This window comes from Aquimarina ulvae, from assembly GCF_053613295.3.
Map to the genome: position 1 here is coordinate 22753 of NZ_JBSIBP030000019.1, position 22085 is coordinate 44837.

Consider the following 22085-nt stretch of genomic DNA (forward strand, 5'->3'; position numbering starts at 1 on the left):
GAATTACTTTTAGATTCTGTTTATTTTAATGAATGGATATGAATGGAAACAAATCTTTTGATTAAAGTATCAATCAAGGATTCTATTAATAAAAAGGGAAGAAACTTATATAGTTATCTCTTCAAGGTTATCAGCATTAGTCAACTCTAACTGATTTTGAAAATTAATAAATTCTAATTTTGTAGATACACCTTTTATTTCTTGGGTTTCATATAAATCTTGAATAGAGAATAATGTATTAAAGGTTTTATTTATACGATTAATTAGAACGGTTGCCTTTAAACTATTCCCTCCTAATTCGAAAAAATTATCCGTCACACCAACTCCATTTACTTTTAACACCTCTTCCCAGATTGCGACCAATTGCTCTTCTATTTTAGTACTAGGAGCAACATATTCATTTCTAAATATATCCTTCCCAATTACTTCTGGAAGTGCTTTTTTATCAATTTTACCATTGGGGGTTAATGGAAATGTATCTAATACCTGATAATAATCAGGAATCATATAATCTGGTAAATATGTCCTCAAATTAGACTTTAGCTCTTGCTTATTAATAGTTCCCGAATTTATTATATAACATACTAAAACACTATCTCCTTGAATTTCTTTTACAATAACTAGTGCTTGTTGGATATTATCTTGTCTCACCAATATATTTTCAATTTCTCCTAATTCAATTCGATATCCTCTAATTTTTACCTGATCATCTTTACGGCCTATAAACTCTACAGTTCCATCTGACAACCACTTACATAAATCTCCAGTTCTATATAATTTTTCTCCTTTTCTAAAAGGATGATCAATAAACTTCTCTTTTGTTAATTCAGGTTTATTTAAATAACCTTTAGACAATCCATCTCCAGAAATACATAATTCACCAATTACCCCTATTGGTTGCAGCGTAAGGTCATCAGACAAAATATAAAACTGTGTATTATCTATAGGAGCTCCAATAGGTGTAGATCTTTCATAAGATTTTTCGATTTTTAGACAGCTACTATAGGTAGTATCTTCTGATGGCCCGTACAAATTCCGAACTGCTATATCTGTAGTTAAAAACTTATTAGTAAAAGATACAGGAAATGGTTCTCCTGCCAAATTAACACCTACAACATTAGCGAAAGAAGTTTCAGTATCAAATAATGTTTGTAAAACTGAAGGTACTGTATTGATCAAAATATTTTGATCTTTATGTAAATAACTCTCAATTTCTAATCCACTAGATAAAACTCGAATCTTTTTACCAATACTTAATGGATAAAAAATCTCATAAACGGATAAATCAAAGCTAAGAGACGTAACTGCGTACATAATATCAAATCGGGTAGTTTCAAACTCTTTTCTCGACCAATTCAACATAGTCACAGCATTGTTATGAGTGAGCATTACTCCTTTTGGAGTACCTGTAGAACCAGATGTATAAATTACATAAGCTAGATTTGATGGTTTTATTTCTATTTCAGGAAGTTTTTTAGAAATAACATCTTCTTCTCTAAATAATGTAATCAACTCCTTATCTAGAGTAACTTTACACTTACTATCATTTTCTATATAGTCTATTCTTTGTTGCGGATACTCCGGATCTATAGGAACATACGCACCGCCACTTTTTAATACCGCAAGTAATGCTATTATTAACCATTCATTTCTATCCAATTTTACTCCAATCAAATCCTCTTCTTGGATATCATATTTGGAAATTAAGAAATAAGATAATTGATTTGACAATTCATCTGCTTCTTTATATGTGATTTCCTTATTTCCATAAACTATAGCTATAGCATCTGGAGTTTTTAATGCTTGTTCTTTAAATAAATCAACAATAGTCTTATGGTTCGAAACATTTAATGAAGTGTCATTAAAATCATAAAGTAATTTTTGTTTTTCTGTATCACTTATATAGTTAATTTCAGAAATACTTTTATTTGAATTACTAGTACAGTTCAGTATGAAACTCTCTAAATGAGAAATCATATTTTTCACAAAATCAGTTTCATAAACATCCGTATTATATTCAAGTTGTAGTGACAATTGCCCTTCATTTTTTGAGAAAATAAAACTCATATCGAACTGACTCATCTTTCTATGATGTTCCACATAAGATGCTATTTCCAGCCCATCAATTTTTTGAGATTCTGAAGAAAATAAATCATGTTGGTTCTGTAGTATTACCAATATATCAAATAAAGCAGATCGACTTGTATCACGCTTTACTTCTAAATCATCTATTAAAATATCTAGCGGATACTCCTGATGAGAATAAGCATCTAATAAAACACCTTTCTGAAGGTTTATTAAATCTTTAAAACTAATAGTTTTATCAAATTGTGTCCTTATTGCCAACGTATTAAGATATAATCCTATTTGATTTTCTAAATCTAAATGATTTCTTCCAGCAACTGGTGTTCCTAAAATGATATCATTGCTATTAGTATATCGCGATAATAGTCCATTAATACCTGCCATAAGCACCATGAATAAACTAACCTCATTTTGTTCAGAAAACAGCTGTAATTGTTCGCTTGCATCTCTAGAGAGATTGTGTACAATACTATCTCCGTTATAGGTTTTTATTTTTGGTCTCTTTTTGTCTGTAGGCAAATCTATTACAGGTAATTCTCCTTTAAATTGTTCTAACCAATATTCTTTAGATTTTCTTAATTTGTTTTTTTGTTTTGCTGATAAAAGCCACTCCGCGTAATCCTTATATTGAATAGATAACTCTGGTAACTTAATATCATTATTACGAACTAAACTATCATAGGTGAGCATAAGTTCTTTGTTTAAAATTTCCATAGACCAGCCATCACTTATGATATGGTGCATATTAAACAACAATAAATGTTTATTTGAGGAAATCTTAATGACTCCTAGTTTTACAAGAGGCCCATTATCTAAACTAAATTGATATTTATAATTTTCATCAATAGTAGTATTTATTAATAAATCTTGATCAGTATCATTAGTAAGATCAAACATATCAATACTAAATTCTATAGTATTAGCATCCATAATATATTGACGAACCTCCTCTTGATCATTTCGTTTAAATATAGTACGTAAACTCTCGTGTCTATTGATAAGGTGAAGAAAAGCTTTAGTAAGTAGCTCTATATCCAATGTTCCCTTTATCTGTGTTGTTCCAGAAATATTATAAGCACTATTTCCTTCTTTAAACTGACTCAAAACCCATAAGCGTCTTTGAGAAGAAGTCAAAGCATAGCTTTCTTGATTTTTGATTGTAGGAATAGGGGCATACTCGTTTTTAATTGTGTTGGATAACATTCCGGTAATCGTTGGATACAAGAACAAATCTTTAATTGAGACCTCTAATCCTAAACGTTTTTTTATCTTATTTACCAAAACAGTTCCTTTTAAGCTATGTCCTCCTAGTTCAAAGAAATTGTCAGTAACACCTACATTTTCTATATTTAAAACTTCTTGCCATATAGAAACCAATTGCTTTTCTGCCTCTGTTTTAGCTACTACAAACTTATTTCTGATAATATCTTTTTCTTCTACTTCAGGTAATGCTTTTTTATCAATTTTCCCATTCGAGGTTAGCGGAAGTTCATCTAATTGAATAAAATAATTAGGTATCATGTATTCGGGTAATTCCTTTCCTATTGTAGTTCTTAATTCTTGTTTATTAACTTTTCTGTCATTAATATAATAAGCTACTAATAATGTATTACCTTCAATTTCTTTAGCCAAAACAATCACTTGTTTCATTTTGGTTTGAGATAAAATAACACTTTCTATTTCTCCTAATTCAATTCGATATCCTCTTATTTTTATCTGATCATCTTTTCTTCCTAAAAACTCAATCGTACCGTCTGGTAACCATCTACCCAAATCTCCTGTTTTATACAAACGTCCTTCTTTACTAAAAGGGTTTGTGATAAACTTCTCTTCCGTTAATTGAGGACGGTTTAAATACCCTCTAGATAACCCGTCTCCTGAAATACAAATTTCTCCAACGACTCCAATAGGCTGTAGTTCTATGTTTTTTGATATAATATAAACCTGAGTATTATCAATTGGACGTCCTATTGGAATATTTTCTCCTGTACGATCATTAAGGTCAAAACTAGTTGTAACCACTGTGTTTTCTGAAGGCCCATAGTTATTATAAATTCTATGGTTATTAATGTCTTTTGGTAGTTTAAGAGCTTCTCCTCCTGTTAGGATTTTCGTATTTTCTAATTGAATATTTTGAATTATTAACTCTTCGCAAATCTTGGTTGGTAGGTACGTGTGTGTAATTTTATGCTCTCTTAAAAACTCTGTCAATAAATTAACATCATAACGAATTTCCTGATTAGAAATAGGATACAAACTACCTCCAGAAACTAAATAAGGATAGATTTCCCATACCGAAGCATCAAATCCTATACCTGCGTATAAACTACCTCTACTTGATGGATCTAGATCATATTCAGCAATATGCCAAGAACATAAATTCAATAAACTTTTATGCTCAATCATCACTCCTTTAGGCTTACCTGTTGACCCTGAAGTATAGATTACATATGCTAAATTTGATGGTTTTATCTTTATATTGGGAAGCGTATTTAATATATTTTCTTGTTTATTAAATTCTATTAGTAAATTTTCATCTAGTGTAACTTTACAATTACTATCTTTTTCTATATAGTCAATACGTTGTTCTGGGTATGTAGTGTCAATAGGAACATAAGCGCATCCTGTTTTCAATACGGCTAGTAAAGAAATTACTAACCATTCAGTTCTTTCTAACTTTATAGCGACTAAATTTTCTTCCGATACATTATAATGATCTAAAATATAATGTGCTAATTGATTCGATAATTCATCCAATTCTCGATATGTATATTTTTTATCTTTATGAACTAATGCTATCGCCGTTGGTTTTTTGGTTACTTGTTCCATAAACAAATCAACTATGCTATCTACTTTTGGGCAAGCCATTTCTGTAGCATTAAAATCATATAACAATTGTTCTTCTTCTGATTCACTTATATAAGATAAACTTGATATATTCTGAGTAGGGTTCTCTATACCTTTAAGTAAAAAACATTCTAAATGAGCACATAAATTTGCTATAAAACCAAACTCATAAATATCTGTATTATATTCTATCTGTAATGATAATTGTCCTACTTTCTCAGAGAAAACAAAACTTAAATCAAACTGACTTGTTTTCCTATATTGATCTTTATAAGGAGTTATTTCTAATCCTTCTAAACCTATAGAGTTCGATGACAATATGTTTTGTTGATTATTTAATACAACCATAACATCAAATAGAGAAGATCTACTGGTATCTCGGTGTAAGTCTAACTCATCTACAAGACGATCTAATGAATACCCTTGATGAGAATAAGCATCTAATAAGGTGTTTTTTTGTGTAGCTACTAAACCTTCAAAGCTTATCGTAGGTGAAAAATTTGTTCTAATCGCCAATGTATTTAGGTACAAACCTATTTGATGTTCCAATTCTGAATGCGCTCTGCCCGCTATTGGGGTACCAATAATAAAATCACTATTACCCGTATATCTAGAAAACAAGCCATTGATTCCTGACATTAATGTCATAAATAAACTTACCCCTTGACGCTCAGAAAAATTTCTTAAATCTTGACTAGTTCCTTCTGAAAAACGATAATCAAAACTATCCCCATTATACGTTTTTATCTTAGGGCGTGATTTATAAGTTGGAAGTTCCAATACTGGCACTTCCTCCTTAAATTGTTCTAACCAATACTCTCTAGAAACTTCTAATTCTTCCTCATGTTCTTCACTACACAACCAATCTGAATAATCTTTATATTGAACTGGTAATTCCGGTAACTTAATATCATTACCACGTATCAAACCATCATAGATCATCATCAATTCTTTACTTAAAACCTCCATAGACCAACCATCACTTATAATATGATGCATATTAAACAATAATAGATGTTCCGTTGCAGATACTTTGATTAATCCTAGTTTTAGTAAAGGTCCTACCTCTAGATTAAAGTGATATTCATAACTATAATCTACAATAGCGGACAATGCCTCACTTGAATCGGAAACTTCACTAACATCATATAAATCAATATCCATACTCACCTCATTTTCAGGTAATATATACTGACGTACTTCTTCACGATCATCCTCTTTGAAAACTGTACGCAAACTCTCGTGACGCTTGATTACCGTTAGAAAAGCTTTTCTCAGTTGTACTACATCTAAAACTCCTTCTAGTCTAAAAACACTTGGGATATTATAGGCAATACTTCCTTCTTTAAACTGACTCAACACCCATAACCTACGTTGAGATGAAGTCAACGCATAACTCTCTCGCTCCTTTGTTTTTGGAATACGAATATACTTGCTTTCCTTTATTTGAGATGTTATTCCTTCTATCGTAGGGTTTAAAAACAAATCTCGTACCGATAGAGATGATCCTAAGGCTTTTTTAATTTTATTTATAAGGATAGTACCTTTTAAGCTATGCCCTCCTAACTCAAAGAAATTATCAGTAACACCTATCTCTTCTATATCTAATATTTCCTGCCATATTGCCACTAATTGTCTTTCTACCTCATTACCCGGTGCTTTATATTCATTTTTAATCATATCATCCCCCGATATTTCTGGCAATGCGGTAATATCAGTCTTACCATTAGAGGTTATTGGAAGTTCACTTAATACAATATAATAGTTAGGTAACATGTAATCAGGAAGATCCTGAGCTAGGCTTTTTCTTAAAAATTGCTTATCTATCTCAATACCTGAAACCAAATAAGCTACTAAAACAATATCCCCTTCTATTTCTTTTCTTAAGACAACCACTTGTTCAATTCCTGACTGAGATAAAATGACGTTTTCTATCTCACTTAACTCGATACGATACCCTCTAATTTTAACCTGATTATCTTTTCTTCCTATAAATTCTATAGTACCATCGGGTAGCCATTTCCCCAAATCACCTGTTCTGTATAATTTGCTTTCTTTAACAAAAGGATGATCTATAAATTTTTCGATAGTCAGCTCTGGTTGATTTAAATATCCTCTGGATAATCCAGTTCCAGCAATACATATCTCTCCTAAAACCCCTAACGGCTGTAACTCTAAGTTATCCGATAGAATATATAATTGTACATTATTAATAGGCTTTCCAATCGGTATAACTCCTTTTTGAATATGATTTTGATTAACTTTACAGATCGTAGAACTGATTGTTGTCTCAGTAGGTCCATATTTGTTGTAAAAATCTCCAACATCAATCATTTTTAAAGCTAAATCTTTTGAACAAGGCTCTCCTCCAGAAATTACTCTTCTTAATGCTTTACACGACGTAAGATTATTCAAATGCGTTAAATAACTAGGAGTAGAGTGAAAATGAGTTATTTCATATTTATTCAGGATAATTGATAGACCAGATGGATCAATAATTTGTTCTTTAGGAACTATAATTAGTGAAGCTCCATTCAATAAAGTCAAAAATAATTGTTCAACCGATGCATCAAAAGAAGGGTTAGAAAAAAGCAAAACTCGCTCGGAGTTATCAAAATCAAACTCTAAAGTTTGGTTCTTAATATAGTTTACCAAACTTACATGCTCCACCATTACTCCTTTCGGTTTACCTGTAGAACCTGAAGTATAAATTACATAAGCTAGTTTATTTGGTTTAATAACTATTTTTGGATCCAATTGTGAAAAATCTACTTTTTCTTTAAAAGTATCTAAAAACTGTTCATCTATAATTGTTTTACAATTAGTATCTTCTTCTATATACGATATTCGTTTCTTAGGGTATTCTGGATCTATAGGCACATAAGCTGCCCCTGTTTTGAGTATCGCCAATATCGAAATTACTAACCATTCGCTTCTTTGCAATTTTACGGCTACTAAATCTTCTACTTCCAAATCATAATAAGCCAACAAATAATGCGCTAACTGATTCGACTTAGTATCCAACTCCTTATATGTCAAACTCTTATTATCAAAAACTATGGCTACAGCATCTGGTTTCTTTATTACTTGATCAATAAATAGACTAACTATATTTTCATTCTTTGGAAATTCACGTTTAGTACTGTTAAAGCTTTTTAACAGCAGATCCTTTTCTCCTTTAGGTATATATGTTAGAGAAGATAAATGTTGATCGGGAGTTGTCACCAATGTGTCAAGAATGTTTAAATACATGGATAACATACGCTTCATTGTAGAAGACATAAAGATATCTGAGCTATATTCCCATTGTATAGAAATTCTTCTATCACTCTGATTATCTGGCATAGCATCAACTTGCTCATAAACAGTATTTACGATCACATTAATATCAAATTTGGAAGAATTATTATGCGTATTTATTAGTTCTATTTCCGCATCCAACAAAGACATATTATTGATTGGAGTGTTAACAAAACTGAACATATATTGAAAAAGAGGTTGAATATTCAAGCTTCTTTTTGGATTCAATCTTTCTACAACCTTACCAAAAGGTGTATCGTCATATGCATATGCATCTAAACATGTTTCTTTTACTTTGCTAAGGATATCTATTAAGCTTAGATCATTATCAAGAGTAGTTCTCAGAGGGATTGTATTCACAATCATTCCTAAAACCTCTTCGAATTCTTTATACTTTCTATTGGCTACTGCTGTTCCGACACAAATATCCGTTTGATTACTAAATTTACTTAGCACTATTTTAAATGCTGTAATCATTGTCATAAATAAAGAGACATTTTTATTTTCTGAAAACTTCCTCAATTTTTCTGAAAATTCTAACGAAAACACATGTTGCATCGCTTCGCCTTTCTTAGTAGGTAATACTGGACGGTTATAGTCCAATGGAAGAGGTAACTGATTAGAAAAACCTCTTAATTGCTTTTCCCAAAAATCTAATTTTTCTCTTAAGACTGTTTCATTTAAATTCTCTTTTTCCCAATAAGCATAATCTTTGAATGTAATTTCCGGTTTTTTAATATCAAAATCAGGGTTTCTTTTTAATTCATTGTATATATCGACAAAATCTCTGAATAATAGACCTTGTGTCCATCCATCTAAAATTAAATGATGTTCACAGAATATAAGAACATTTTCTTGTTCAGAAAACTCTAACAATTCTGCTCTAAAAAGAGGCCCATCTTCAATTTTAAATGCAGCAACTTCTATTCTATGAAGATTATCATTAATTATTTTCTGTTTTTCTGATTCTAATGTATCTCCATAATTTATAACTGGAATATTAAACGTATAAGGAGATAATATTTTTTGATAAGGTTCTCCATCGATATTTACAAAGACAGTCCTTAAAATTTCATGCTTCTTTATAAGTTTAGAAAATGTTTTTTCTAATATCCCTATATCTATAATACCATCAAGCTTTATTGCTCTGGACACGTGATATGAAGTATCTTCACTATTCAATTGGTTTAAAAACCATAGTCTATCCTGAGAATATGATAAAGGATAATATTCTTGACTGGGAGTTAATATCCTTTGAATTTCTTTTCTATCTAATGATGGAATTAATTCACCTATTTCTCTAATAGTAGGGGATTTATAAAAATCTTTTAAGGATAGTTCTATTCCTTTTTGAGTTCTTAAATTACTTATAAACTGATTTGCCAACAAAGAATGACCACCTAATTCAAAGAAACTAACATTAACATCTACTTTGTCCAATTTCAGTAATTCTTTCCAAATTGCAGCAATTTCCTTCTCTTCATTGGTAGAAGGTAATTGAACTGTTTCTTTGATATCCACAAACTTTGGGTTAGGTAATTTTTTGACATCGATTTTTCCATTCGTTAATAACGGAATAGCATCAATAACAACAAAGTGAGTTGGAATCATATATTCAGGTAAAAATTCTTTTAACCCGATCGCTAATGAAGAAATATTAACAAAAGATTCATTCGCCACTAAATAAGCAATTAAAATTGGTAATTCATTTACTTCATTTATACATACATAGGTATCTACAACATATGCATTTACTTGTTGTATAGCTTGTTCAATTTCACCAACTTCTATTCTATATCCTTTATAACTAACTTGATTATCTTTTCTACCATAAAAAATCAAGTTGCTATTTTCGTCCCATTTTCCTAAATCGCCGGTTTTATAAATACGTTTTCCATCAATATCAACAAATGCTTCTTCTGTTAGCTTTTTTTGATTTAAATATTTTATTGCTAACCCTAATCCTGAAAGTCCTATTTCTCCAATCGCTCCTTTTGGTAATAAATTGGCATCATCCATTACATAAACTCCTCGATTGGGTATCGGTGTGCCAATAGGAATAGAAGATTCTTCATGTTTAACCTTATAATACGTAGCACATACTGTGCTTTCAGTAGGTCCATATGTGTTATATACATCATATTTTCCTATCAAATTACTAACATGATGAGATTTTAGGGTGTCCCCTCCACTAATTAAGGTTTTTAAACTTAGTTTATAGTTTAATTCATTTTCATTGAGATACTGTAAAACAAAAGGATTAGTACTCAATAACGTAATATTATGTTGCTCACATTCTTTAAACAATTTATGGAAATCCTTTGTATCATTTGCAATAACAAGGTTTCCTCCTGTAGCAAGTATGGGGAATACTTCTTCAACAGAAGTGTCAAAAGAAAGAGATGCTTGCTGTAATACTTTATCTGAACTTTCTAAACCAAAGTACTCCTTAAATGTTAAAGTATAATCATATAAAGATTTATGACTTATAACTACTCCTTTTGGGTTACCTGTTGATCCTGATGTATAAATAATATAGGCCGCATCATCTACGTAAATATCTACGGTTTCAAGGTTTTCAAAACTATGATCACCTTCTAAAACTTCATCTATGTTATGCTCTTTACTGTCTAAAGAAGTGTGAGAAAAAGAATCAACTAATATCATTTTTAGATCACCATCCTTAATTATATAGCTTTTTCTCTCTTCTGGGTAACTACTATCAATAGGTACATATATCGCTCCAATTTTTAACACAGCCAGAATACATAGTATACTTTTCTCTGAGCGAGATAACATCACACCAATACGATCTCCTCTTTTTATTCCAGATCTGTGAAGGTAACTTGCCATCTGTTCTGCCCTAGCATCGAGATCTTTATAAGTTACTTCATTGAAACCATAAGTTACAGCAACAGATTGTTTATATTTTGCTACCGTAGCATTCCAAAGGTCTAAAAATGTATTATCAATTCGCTCAATTATAGACCCTTTGGAGAACTCATTAACTTCGGATAACTGTTGTGCATCCGCTATTTGTATTTCAGAAATATGTTCATTTATATGTTTGCCTAAATTTACCAGGACATTCTTAAATGATCGTATCAATTCATTTGCTTCTGACCTAGGGACGTATTTTTCGTTAATATCAAATCTAAATTTGAGTATACCCCCTTTATGTTCAAAAATATGTATCGAAATTGGGTCATCTTCACTATCATTGGATATTGGGTGAATTGTAGCTGTACTTCCTGCAAACTCATTATTATATTGTAATCTTTCATATGACAATCTTACATCATACAAGTGAGTAATTTCATTAGGTAATTCTTTAATAATATCTGCCTGCTGAAACCCTTGATGTCTATAACAAGAAAATAATTCCTTTTTGATACCTTGAATAAAACTCAAAAAATCATCCTCCTTCTTGAGAGTTAACTGTAATGGCAAAACGCTTATAAAAGGTCCAAAAGTTTTCTTTTGTATAGCATTTTTTCTATTTAAAATAGGCATTCCTAAACTAATCTCACTCTTGCAATAATATTTTGATAGCACCAAAGAACAAACCCCCAAAAGCACATGAAAAATACTCAATCTTTCTTTCTTGATTATTTCCCATAACTTCTGATTTTCTATAACTGATAATTCCGTTTCAAGATGATAATGATCCTGCTCTCTATTACCTTCTTTATAAATCAACGAAGGAAGTTCTTGGTATTTATCCATCCAAAACTTCTTGTCTTCATTAAAATTATCAGATAATCTATATGTATTTTCAGAAAGGATAAACTCTTCATACAATGTGGTATGAGTTTCTATATCCGCATAGGTATATCCATCTTCGATCAACAGTTTTTCATATATTCTATTAACTTCATTAAATAACAACTGAAAAGAAAATCCATCAGCAATAATATGATGTAATTTTGAATACCAGATACTACAATCTGGAGACACATTAATCAACCACATTTTGTAGAGCGGTTTTTCTTCTTCAAATCTAAATGCTTCAGAAAAATCTCTTTCTATCTTTCGTACCGCCTTTTCTTTACTTGGTTCCTCAAAACATTTTAAAAACTCTGAATGATCATGTAAAGACATGTCATAAGTAGGAATCCCTTTGTTTTCTTTAAAAGTAAAAGAAAATATATCATTTTCTTTTACTAATATTTTAAAGGCTTTATTGAATAATTCAAAATTAATCTCCCCTTTAATTATTACATATCCTCCTATATTATATTTAGGAGATTCAGGAGTCATTATTTGGTCCAACCAAACGTACTTCTGTATGTTAGAAATTGTATTTTTCATTAGACTGCTTTTGATATTTTCGATAAGTAACTTGAAGGCACTGTAGCCGTAATTCCCTGACTTATAGAATCCAATCGGACTATAATCTTATTTTCATTATTAACATTAATCACTTCACATTCTAAGCCTGTTAGTGAACCATACTGAATCATCATAATTTCACCAACATCATATGGTTGATTATCAACCTTTATATCCTGGATACCCTTAGAACCTACTAAGAACTTTATTTTGGTTATTTCTTCATCTTTTACGATTCCATACTCAGATCCAAAACGAATAAAAGAACAAGCACCTTCTACGGATAATGTTTTATGGAAATCCATAGACGTTTTTATGTTCACAAAGACATACGAAGAAAATAAAGGGATTTCTAATTTCTTTTGGCGATCACTCCATTTTCTTATAGTTGTTACTATAGGGAGAAAGGACTCTAATCCATTTTCCTTTAGCAATTCATCAACTTTTCTTTCGTAACGTGATCTTACATAAAGTACGTACCAACCTGTTTTAAGAAGCTTACCCATGATTAATGTTTTAATAAGGATGAAAAAATGTTTGTGTGTAATCTATATATTTATCGGAATAAAAAAGAAGGTTTTAAAAAAGCCCATAGCTTCGCTTCCTTGACTCACATCCAGTATATTCTGTAAAAATTTATGTATTGAAGATTTAGTTTCTGCTTTCCAAAATATCCCTAAGATTATTATGAAAAGCTTTCGCTAATATTTGATACAAACATAAAGTAAAACACAACCTTAAAACAAGTCTTTAGAGTCTGTTTTCAGGAATAACAGGCCTTAATTCACGGAATCCCGGACAAAAAAATATAACACAAAACACTGATAATTAGAATTTTAAACAACATAAAGTCAATTTCACACTTATAAAACACTTTATATCATTGTTCACCCAAAACACAATGAATTTGTTCCTTTAATTGCCCTATTATCCTAATATTTTCTACTAGTTGATAACACTATTTTTAGAAATAAACTATAATAATTAGGGTAGAAAGGATTGAATTTGCATTTAAAATCAAACTTCTTTTCTTAATCATATGTTAAAGATCATCCATCTTACAACTGAAAAACCGTAATATCAGAGGATGATGAAAAGAAAAAATTATATTTGTTACTATATCACACAATGTAATTTTATTATACAGTATTCAGCTTGAAACCAAAAAACCCATATACCTTCTTCAATAAATTTTGTTTAAGAGTACCTCTTTTACCTTTAGATTTTTATTTTGATTTGACAAAAAACGAAGAGGTTTCAACAGAAATGTTTAGAAAAATCTGGACAAATGATATTGTTAAAGAGGCTATATTTTTAGGATCTCCTGAGCTTTTTATAGCTATTAACAAATGGTTTGAGGGAGAGATCGTTGATCTAAAAAAAGTAGATAGATTAAAAATTTCTTTACTAAAATATCTATCCCGGATGTCATCTAGATGCACCCCTTTTGGATTATTTGCCGGATGCAGCATAGGAGAGTTGGGTGAATCAACTGTTATTGAACTGAAACCAAACCATAAACATCATAGACAAACCCGTTTTGACATGAATTTTCTAGTTGCTTTTTCGCAAAAGCTAGCTAGGATTGACTATATCCAAAAACAACTTCGTTGGTTTCCTAATAATAGTATCTATAAAATAGGAGAACAATATAGATATGTAGAATACATTTATAATACAAAAAATAGAAGAGAACATTCTATAGAAGCAGTAACACATACACCATATTTGGAAAGTATCCTTGAACACGCTAAATCAGGAAAAAAAATTGAAGAACTTACTTCTTTATTAGTAAATGATCATATATCGATTCAAGATGCCGAAGAATTTATTGAACTCTTGATTCAGAATCAAATTATCGTAAGTGAAATAGAACCCTCTGTAACAGGACAAGATTTTTTGATTCAGTTATCAAATAATTTAAAAAAAATTAAAAATACCGAATCTATAATCAATCAAATTGATCAATACCAAAAACATTTAGATCAAATTGATGAAAAAATAGGAAATACAACTCAAGTTTATTTGGATTTAAGTAAGTCTGTAAAAAAAACAAATACACCCTTCGAGTTAAAGTATCTATTCCAAGTAGATTTATATACTGAAGCAATCAAAAATCAACTAGATATTCGTTTTGGGTATCAAATAAAAAGGGCAATGGTAATTTTAAACAAGATGAGTTTACCTTCCCAAAACAGTACTTTACAACAATTTAAAGATGCATTTAAAAGAAGATATGAGACACGTGAAATTCCTTTATCCACAGTATTGGATACTGAAATTGGTATTGGATATCGCCAAGATACCCAAGCAGTAGATTCTAATCTTTTTTTGGATGGCTTACAGGTTCCTCATAAACACAACTTAAAACAAAAGTTACAGTGGGACCCCATAAAAGATATTCTAAATAACAAATTACAACAAGCTAATTCTGAGAAGCTATATACAATACAATTATTTGATAAGGATTTTGAAAACTTAGATATCAACTGGACAGATCTTCCTGATTCCATATCTACAATAACAGAAGTTTTTACATTAGATAATCAAGAAAAAATAGCATTATCTAGCATAGGAGGAGCATCTGCTGCAGCTCTTCTGGCTCGTTTCTCTGCCGGTAATCAAACGATTTTTGAATATGTTCAACATGTCGCAACTATTGAGGAGCAAATGCATCCTGAGAAACTTATTGCTGAAATAATTCACTTACCAGAATCTCGTACTGGAAACGTAATTCGTAGGGCTGTAATACGAAAGTATGAAATTCCATATTTAGGAAAATCTAGCCTTCCTATTGAGCAACAACTTCCTATACAAGATCTTATGCTCTCAATTAAAAATAACACTTTAGTTTTACGTTCCAAGAAACATAACAAAACGGTTCTTCCAAGACTGACCAACGCGCACAATTATAGTAGACAAAACTCTTTACCTATTTACCATTTTTTATGTGACATGCAAAAACAGAATATGCGAGGAGGTATCGCTTTTAATTGGGGTGAAACACTTGAAAAAAACAAGTTTTTACCCAGAGTAGAATACAAGAATTTTATCTTCTCAAAAGCACGTTGGCGTATCTCAAAAAAAGATGTTGCTCCATTTCTGGATGATATAGAAACCAAAAATAATTACCTCATTAAGGTAACAAAATGGAGGAAAAAACTACTAATACCTAAGTATGTCCAGCTTATTGATAAAGATAATACGCTACTGATCAATTTTGAAAATAAAGAATCTACCCTTATGTGGTTAAATACTATAAAAAACAGAGAAGAGTTTTTATTAGAAGAATTTTTATTCATAGAAGACAGTCCTGTAAAACAGGGGAGTAATAAATACACTAATCAATGTGTATTCTCATTTTACAAGGAAACAAAAGTAAATCAAATACCTAAAAAAGATACCGTATTATATTCTAGTAAATTATCAAAGATAACAGTAAAGGCATAATACTCTTAAAGTGCAAGTAAAAAGAACCTTTATACCTGGAGAAGAATGGTTGTATTACAAAATATATTGTGGTGCCAGAACCTCGGATAGTATTCTAATCAATACCATCTATCCATTAATGAAATTATTAATCAAAAAAAGAATGATTGATCTATGGTTCTTTATTAGATATCATGATCCGGATGCTCATATAAAACTTAGACTTCGTATCACCAACATTAGAAACATTGCAGATATTATGCAGTTATTTAGTAGTACAATGCAATCATATGTTACTGATGATATTGTTTATAAAATTCAATTAGACACTTATCATCGTGAGTTAGAACGTTATGGTGCAAATACTATTCATATTTCAGAAGAATTGTTTTACCATGAAAGTAGTATGTTATTAGAAAGTAAAACTATAATTGAGGACGAAAATTTGTATTTCTTATTTATTATGAAGACTATTGATCAATTCCTTAACAGTTGTAATTATGAAGTGCAAGAAAAACTAAGTTTTGCAGTTAACAAAAGAGATGCATTCAAAATAGAATTTAACGCCGATAAGGTTCTTAATAAACAATTAGATCAAAAATATCGAAAAATTAAAAACAATTTGGCCCATTTTCTGAAATCATCATATTCTGAAAATGAATTTAACGTTTTGGATAAAATTATAAATACAAAAGAAAAAGCAACTATAAAATTAATACAAGAAATTGTAAACCATAACGAAGAAGGTAGTCTCGAAGTGCCATTTGATTATTTAATAGGAAGTCATATTCATATGCTAGTCAATAGAGCTTTTCGGTCTAGACAAAGGTTTTATGAACTTGTTATTTATGATTTTCTTGGAAAATATTATAAATCGGATTATATAAAAAACTCATTATCTATAAATTCATAGTTCAAAAAAATTATGAAATGTATCTTAACCAAAAAACCAAAGATTAATTCCTTAATAATAGGAAAGAAATTTGATAACAAACCCTATATCAAACTATCTGAAAAAAAATCAGGTTGGCAGAGATAAAATTATCAGTATATGAAAAACAGGCTACTTGTTACATTTTTGATTTCAGCATTTTGTTTTTTGAGAATAACAAACGCTCAAGAGGCTGTTGCTCAAGATACATTATTCCAAAAAACATATGAAGAACTACAAGAAAGTTTCAAACAATACAAGAGTGACCCTAAACATTCAAAAGTGTATGCATTAACATATCTGCAAAAAGCTAAACAAGAAAGAGATATCATAAAACAAGCTGATGGATATTATATGTTATCTGAAATCTCTAAGCAATCCGAGGTTCTAGCATATGGAGATAGCATTATCATGTTAACCAAAAATATCAAAGATTATAACTACCCAGCCAAAGGACACTTGCTTAAAGCAAGAGTTTATGGTGGAAAAAGTCAATTCAAAAAAGCAATAGATGAATTGGTATTCTCCAATCAATATGCAAACGAGAATGAAAATACAGATCAACAATTCAAAACCAAATATTTCATTGCTTTACTTAAAGAAGATTTGGGAGAATCTTTAGAGTCTTTAGAATCTTTAAAATCAATTGTTGATTATTATGAAAAGCAGTTTAACGAAAATCCCAAATACGAGTATGACTATATAAAATCTTTATTCGCATTAGGAAGTTCTTTTAACAAAAATAAAATATATAATTCTGCATATATAACCAACAAAAAAGCTATTAATCTTTCATTAAAATCTAAAGATAGTATATTGTATGGTCGTCTGCTTTTATCTTCTGGCAGAACCCATTACTATAAGAAAGAATATGCATCCAGTCTTGATAGTATTCTTAAATTTAAAAAACTTTCTAAAACGATACCTCAAAGTATTGGCACTTCAATACGTGCGGACTTATATCTTGGAAAAATATATGCTAAACAACAAAACCACGAGGCTTCCTTAGTACATTTACAAAAAATGGACTCTTTAGCGTACGCTAAAAAATACTATTTTCCAACTATTAGACAGGGGTATGAACTTCTAATTAAAACATATAAAGAGAATAAAAATATAGAGAAACAACTATTCTATATCAATAAACTTTTACACGTAGATAGCATTTTAGATACTAATTACAAACAAGTATATGTTAAGATAAATGATGAGTACACGACTCCTAATCTAATTCTAGAAAAAGAGAATATTATTGACTCTCTTCAGAAAAACAATAAAAAAACGATAATTACAGTAGGTATCTTATTACTGTTTATCATTTCTTTAATCATAATTTTGGTTCGAAATGTTAAGAAACGAAAAGTATTTCAGCAAAGATTTCTTGATTTATATGAAAAAAATAATAATTCTGAAGAAGAAAACACTGATTCAGTTAAAAATCAAATAGGCAAAACCTCTGCTAATTCCAATCAAAATGACACAACAGATATAGGGATTTCAGAGATTATTATTGATGACATTTTAGAGCATTTAAATACTTTTGAAAAGAATAATGATTTTATCAAAACTAACATTTCTATTAATGCCTTATCAAAAGAGTTCAAAACAAACTCCAAATATTTGTCTAAAATTATTAACACATATAAGGATAAAAGTTTTAGTAATTATATCAACGAGCTTCGTATTGACTTTGTGGTTGAAAAGTTGAAATCTGATTCTAAATTCAGAAAATATACCATTAAAGCAATTGCTAATGAAATAGGTTTTAATACAACTGATGCTTTTTCAAGATCATTTCATAAAAAAACCGGAATCTTTCCGTCATTTTTCTTGAAACAATTAGAGAAAAAACAAAGTGAAGAAGAAAAAAAAACGACTTAATACGCAGAACAAATTTGATAATATAAACAAACTTTCTCTCCGCAAACTAAAAATTATCAAGTTTGATAATTTAATTGGTTTTAAAGGTGGAGCAATTTTAAGTTAAAATCCTCCCAAAACCGATAATGATACTTGGGGTTAATTGTATACTAAAGAATAGAAAATATCTCACTAAAGTAATTGCAAATATAATATGGGTCTCAATATTACCTATTTTTTTTCCAGCTCATTTCACAAAAAAATAAAATTCTCCTCCTACTTTCCCAAAAACAATAAGAACAAATCAAAATAAAGAAAAAAAACAACGATTCAATTACAAGAAAACACAACTATATGATTACCAATTATTTGTGTGTTTTATTTTCTGGAAACAAAGACTCCGAATTCTTGAAATCGGGACACCGAATTCCTGAAATCATGTTGCTACTGCTTTTTTTATGGTGTAATAGCCTGACGTATCTCATACATTTGTTACATCATTAAATCATACAACAATAAAATTTAAAACTCTACAACATGAAAAAAATGCAGAACTCAGACAACGTAAACAAACTTACTCTAGACAAATTTAAAATTGCTAAGCTTAATAATTTAATTAGTATTAAAGGGGGAGCATTATTAAATTCTGATGATGATGATTCTGATGATGATACTTGGGGAAGCTAGAAAGAAAACAAAGTATTTATTATCATATAAAGGGAAGCAAAACTTCCCTTTATATTAATTTTTTTATATGAAAATTAAGTTATTTATTATATGCATTTTACTTATGAGTTGTCAAACCAAAACAGATATACTACCTGTAAAAATTGTGGTAGATAAATATCATGGACAACTGATTGAAGATCCTTACCGATATTTAGAAAATTTGGAAAATCCAACAGTAAAACACTGGATTGATCAACAAAACGATATCTCATATAATTTTCTACGTGCTATAAATAAAAGACAAGAATTAGTTGATAAACAGATACAATTCGATAGTAATAAATCATTCACCATTTCTAAACTTAAGGTTACAAAAAACAACAAATATTTTTATTTAAAAAGGTCTTCAACAGACAATACACCTAAATTATACTATCGAGAGTCATATGAAGAACCAGAAATAATGTTATATAATCCTAAGGATTACAAATCAAACGCTGACTCCGAATTTGTTATAAACTATATTGCACCCAATTGGGATGGAACTAAAATTGTAATTAGTCTAACCAAAATGGGTAAAGAAATTTCAGACTTGATTATTTATGACGTACTTTCCAAGACTGTCAGTTCTAAGGTCATAAGTAATGTCTGGCCTACGAGCTCTGGAGGAATACACTGGTTACCAGATAATTCTGGATTTATGTATTTACAATATATAAACTCAGATCCAGAATCTAAACAATTTTCATTAAACACAAAATCTGTAATTTATAAACTTGGAGCTGATCCAAAACAATTAAAAGAACTACTTTCAAAGAGTCATAACCCAAAATTAAATCTTAAAGAACAAGAAACACCAATTATATCATTCAATGACAAAAATGATAAATATATTATTGGAAAAATAAGAGGAAATAGAAGTTACTACGATGCTTATTCTTTAAAAATAAGCGAATTGGATGGTAAAAATTGGAAAACACTCTTTAAAGTATCTGATAAGATTAAAGACTATATGGTTAAAGGAGACTCTTTAGTCTACATAACTTCTAAGAATGCTCCTAATTTCAAAATATGTAGTACTTCTATAATTAATCCTGATTTCGACAACCCTAAAACATTAGTTGAAGAAAAAAAAGATTTAGTTATTACCGATTTTAGTCTTACCAGTGAAGGGCTATATTTTGTAACTAGTAAAAATGGTGTAAAAGCTAGTTTATTCAAGTTGGAAAATAATTCTCAAAAAGAGATAACCTTACCAAAGGTTTACGGAAATATAAGCCTAAATTCACGAGGATTAGATTATCCAGAACTTTGGATTAATGCTAGTGGTTGGACTACAGATAACAAACGATTTGAATATTTTAACGAACAACTGTTAGATAAAGACATAAATGCAGCATTGGAAGATCAGCGATTCAAGGACATAATTGTCGAAGAAATTGAAATAACAGCCCACGATGGAGAAAAAATCCCTCTGTCTTTATTTTATAATAAAAAAATAAAGAAAACAGGGAAAAATAAGGTTTTAATGGATGGTTATGGAGCATATGGAAGATCTATGAAGCCTTCTTTGCAAATAAGAAGATTATTATGGGTATTAGAAGGAGGAATATATGCAGTTGCACACGTAAGAGGTGGTGGCGAAAAAGGAGATGCCTGGCATAAAGGAGGACAAAAAGTAACCAAACCAAACACTTGGAAAGATTTTATAACCTGTGCCGAATATTTAATAGAAAATGATATAACCACCAGAGAACAATTGGCTATATGGAGTGGTAGTGCCGGAGGAATTATGATTGGAAGGGCCATCACTGAGCGTCCAGATCTATTTACTGCTGCTATTATAGAATTTGGTATGCTAAACACTTTAAGATCCGAAAACAGAGCTAACGGAGCAAAAAACATAAAAGAGTATGGAACTGTAAAAAATCCTGAAGAGTTTAAAGCATTATTAGAAATGGATGCATATCATAACTTAAAACAAGGCGAAAAATATCCCGCTACGCTGTTAACTGCAGGTCTGAACGATCCTAGAGTTCCAGCGTGGTTCTCGATTAAATTTGCTGCCCGGATACAAGCTTATAATGAAAGTAACACCAATAATTTACTGCTTATAGATAAAAAAGCAGGGCATGGTAAAGATGATACAAAGACAAAGGAATTTGAGCGGTTTGCTAATATACTTTCTTTTGCGTTTTGGCAAACGGGTCATCCTGATTATCAACCAGAATAAAAGAAATTCTTAAAATAATAGCTTTTAGATATTCTTTACCTTCATTCTGAAAAGAGATTATGTCTTACGGGTTTCATAATATTGTTGTTTATCAATTAAGAATACTTTACCCTATTTGTTTTAATTTAAAACTAAAACTACCTTTTTGAATGTTTTATCATCAAATGCTTCAGCAGAATCATTTAATGCAAAAATAAAAGCCTTTAGAGCACAGTTTAGAGGCGTTAGAAATGTAGAGTTCTTCTTATTTAGACTAACAACTATTTTCGCCTAAATACTTAATCCCACAACTTTTAGACTTGATCCCTTATTATCAGATAATGGATCAACACAAAAAGTTGTGGAGTAATTTAAAAAGGCTGAACTTTGATTTTTAAAAAGTCTATGTCTAGCTCTGAT

General features: G+C 30.1%; 8 protein-coding genes. 6 read left to right on the plus strand and 2 right to left on the minus strand.

The window, feature by feature from the left end:
- Window positions 1–105 precede the first annotated feature (105 nt).
- Window positions 106–12543 (minus strand): non-ribosomal peptide synthetase, encoded by a 12438-nt coding sequence (locus ACWGOQ_RS23340; RefSeq protein WP_452060282.1) that lies wholly within the window; start codon window positions 12541–12543, stop codon window positions 106–108.
- Window positions 12543–13070 carry a UpxY family transcription antiterminator gene (locus tag ACWGOQ_RS23345; RefSeq protein ID WP_452060283.1) on the minus strand — a complete coding sequence of 176 codons (528 nt, stop codon included), beginning with the start codon at window positions 13068–13070 and terminating at the stop codon, window positions 12543–12545. Before ACWGOQ_RS23345 ends, ACWGOQ_RS23340 begins: the two co-directional genes overlap by 1 nt.
- 760 nt (window positions 13071–13830) lie before the next feature.
- Between ACWGOQ_RS23345 and ACWGOQ_RS23350 the strand changes: the two genes are divergently transcribed.
- The 6 genes from ACWGOQ_RS23350 to ACWGOQ_RS23375 all read left to right on the plus strand — a co-directional run bounded on the left by ACWGOQ_RS23350 (window position 13831) and on the right by ACWGOQ_RS23375 (window position 21960).
- Window positions 13831–16014, plus strand: a complete 2184-nt coding sequence (locus ACWGOQ_RS23350; protein ID WP_452060284.1) for a lantibiotic dehydratase family protein — start codon at window positions 13831–13833, stop codon at window positions 16012–16014.
- A 10-nt stretch (window positions 16015–16024) separates the two neighbouring features.
- Window positions 16025–16906, plus strand: a complete 882-nt coding sequence (locus ACWGOQ_RS23355) for a thiopeptide-type bacteriocin biosynthesis protein (protein ID WP_452060285.1) — start codon at window positions 16025–16027, stop codon at window positions 16904–16906.
- Between the two features lie 138 nt (window positions 16907–17044).
- A complete protein-coding gene (locus tag ACWGOQ_RS23360) occupies window positions 17045–18805 on the plus strand; it encodes a helix-turn-helix domain-containing protein (RefSeq protein WP_452060286.1) in 1761 nt (586 codons plus the stop codon).
- Between the two features lie 516 nt (window positions 18806–19321).
- Window positions 19322–19471: a hypothetical protein gene (locus tag ACWGOQ_RS23365; protein WP_452060287.1), complete on the plus strand. Its 150-nt coding sequence runs from the start codon at window positions 19322–19324 to the stop codon at window positions 19469–19471.
- A gap of 67 nt (window positions 19472–19538) precedes the next feature.
- The gene (locus ACWGOQ_RS23370) at window positions 19539–21686 is read left to right on the plus strand and encodes a prolyl oligopeptidase family serine peptidase (protein WP_452060288.1); all 2148 of its coding nucleotides are present in this window, start codon (window positions 19539–19541) and stop codon (window positions 21684–21686) included.
- A 145-nt stretch (window positions 21687–21831) separates the two neighbouring features.
- Entirely contained in the window at window positions 21832–21960 is a 129-nt protein-coding gene (locus ACWGOQ_RS23375; RefSeq protein WP_458202875.1) for a transposase, read from the plus strand.
- The last annotated feature ends 125 nt before the right edge of the window (window positions 21961–22085 follow it).

Coding starts and splice junctions, on each gene's coding strand:
- ACWGOQ_RS23340 (WP_452060282.1), bottom strand. CDS start 12,543: ATGAAAAATACAATTTCTAACATACAGAAGTACGTTTGGTTGGACCAA.
- ACWGOQ_RS23345 (WP_452060283.1), bottom strand. CDS start 13,070: ATGGGTAAGCTTCTTAAAACAGGTTGGTACGTACTTTATGTAAGATCA.
- ACWGOQ_RS23350 (WP_452060284.1), top strand. CDS start 13,831: ATGTTTAGAAAAATCTGGACAAATGATATTGTTAAAGAGGCTATATTT.
- ACWGOQ_RS23360 (WP_452060286.1), top strand. CDS start 17,045: ATGAAAAACAGGCTACTTGTTACATTTTTGATTTCAGCATTTTGTTTT.
- ACWGOQ_RS23365 (WP_452060287.1), top strand. CDS start 19,322: ATGAAAAAAATGCAGAACTCAGACAACGTAAACAAACTTACTCTAGAC.
- ACWGOQ_RS23370 (WP_452060288.1), top strand. CDS start 19,539: ATGAAAATTAAGTTATTTATTATATGCATTTTACTTATGAGTTGTCAA.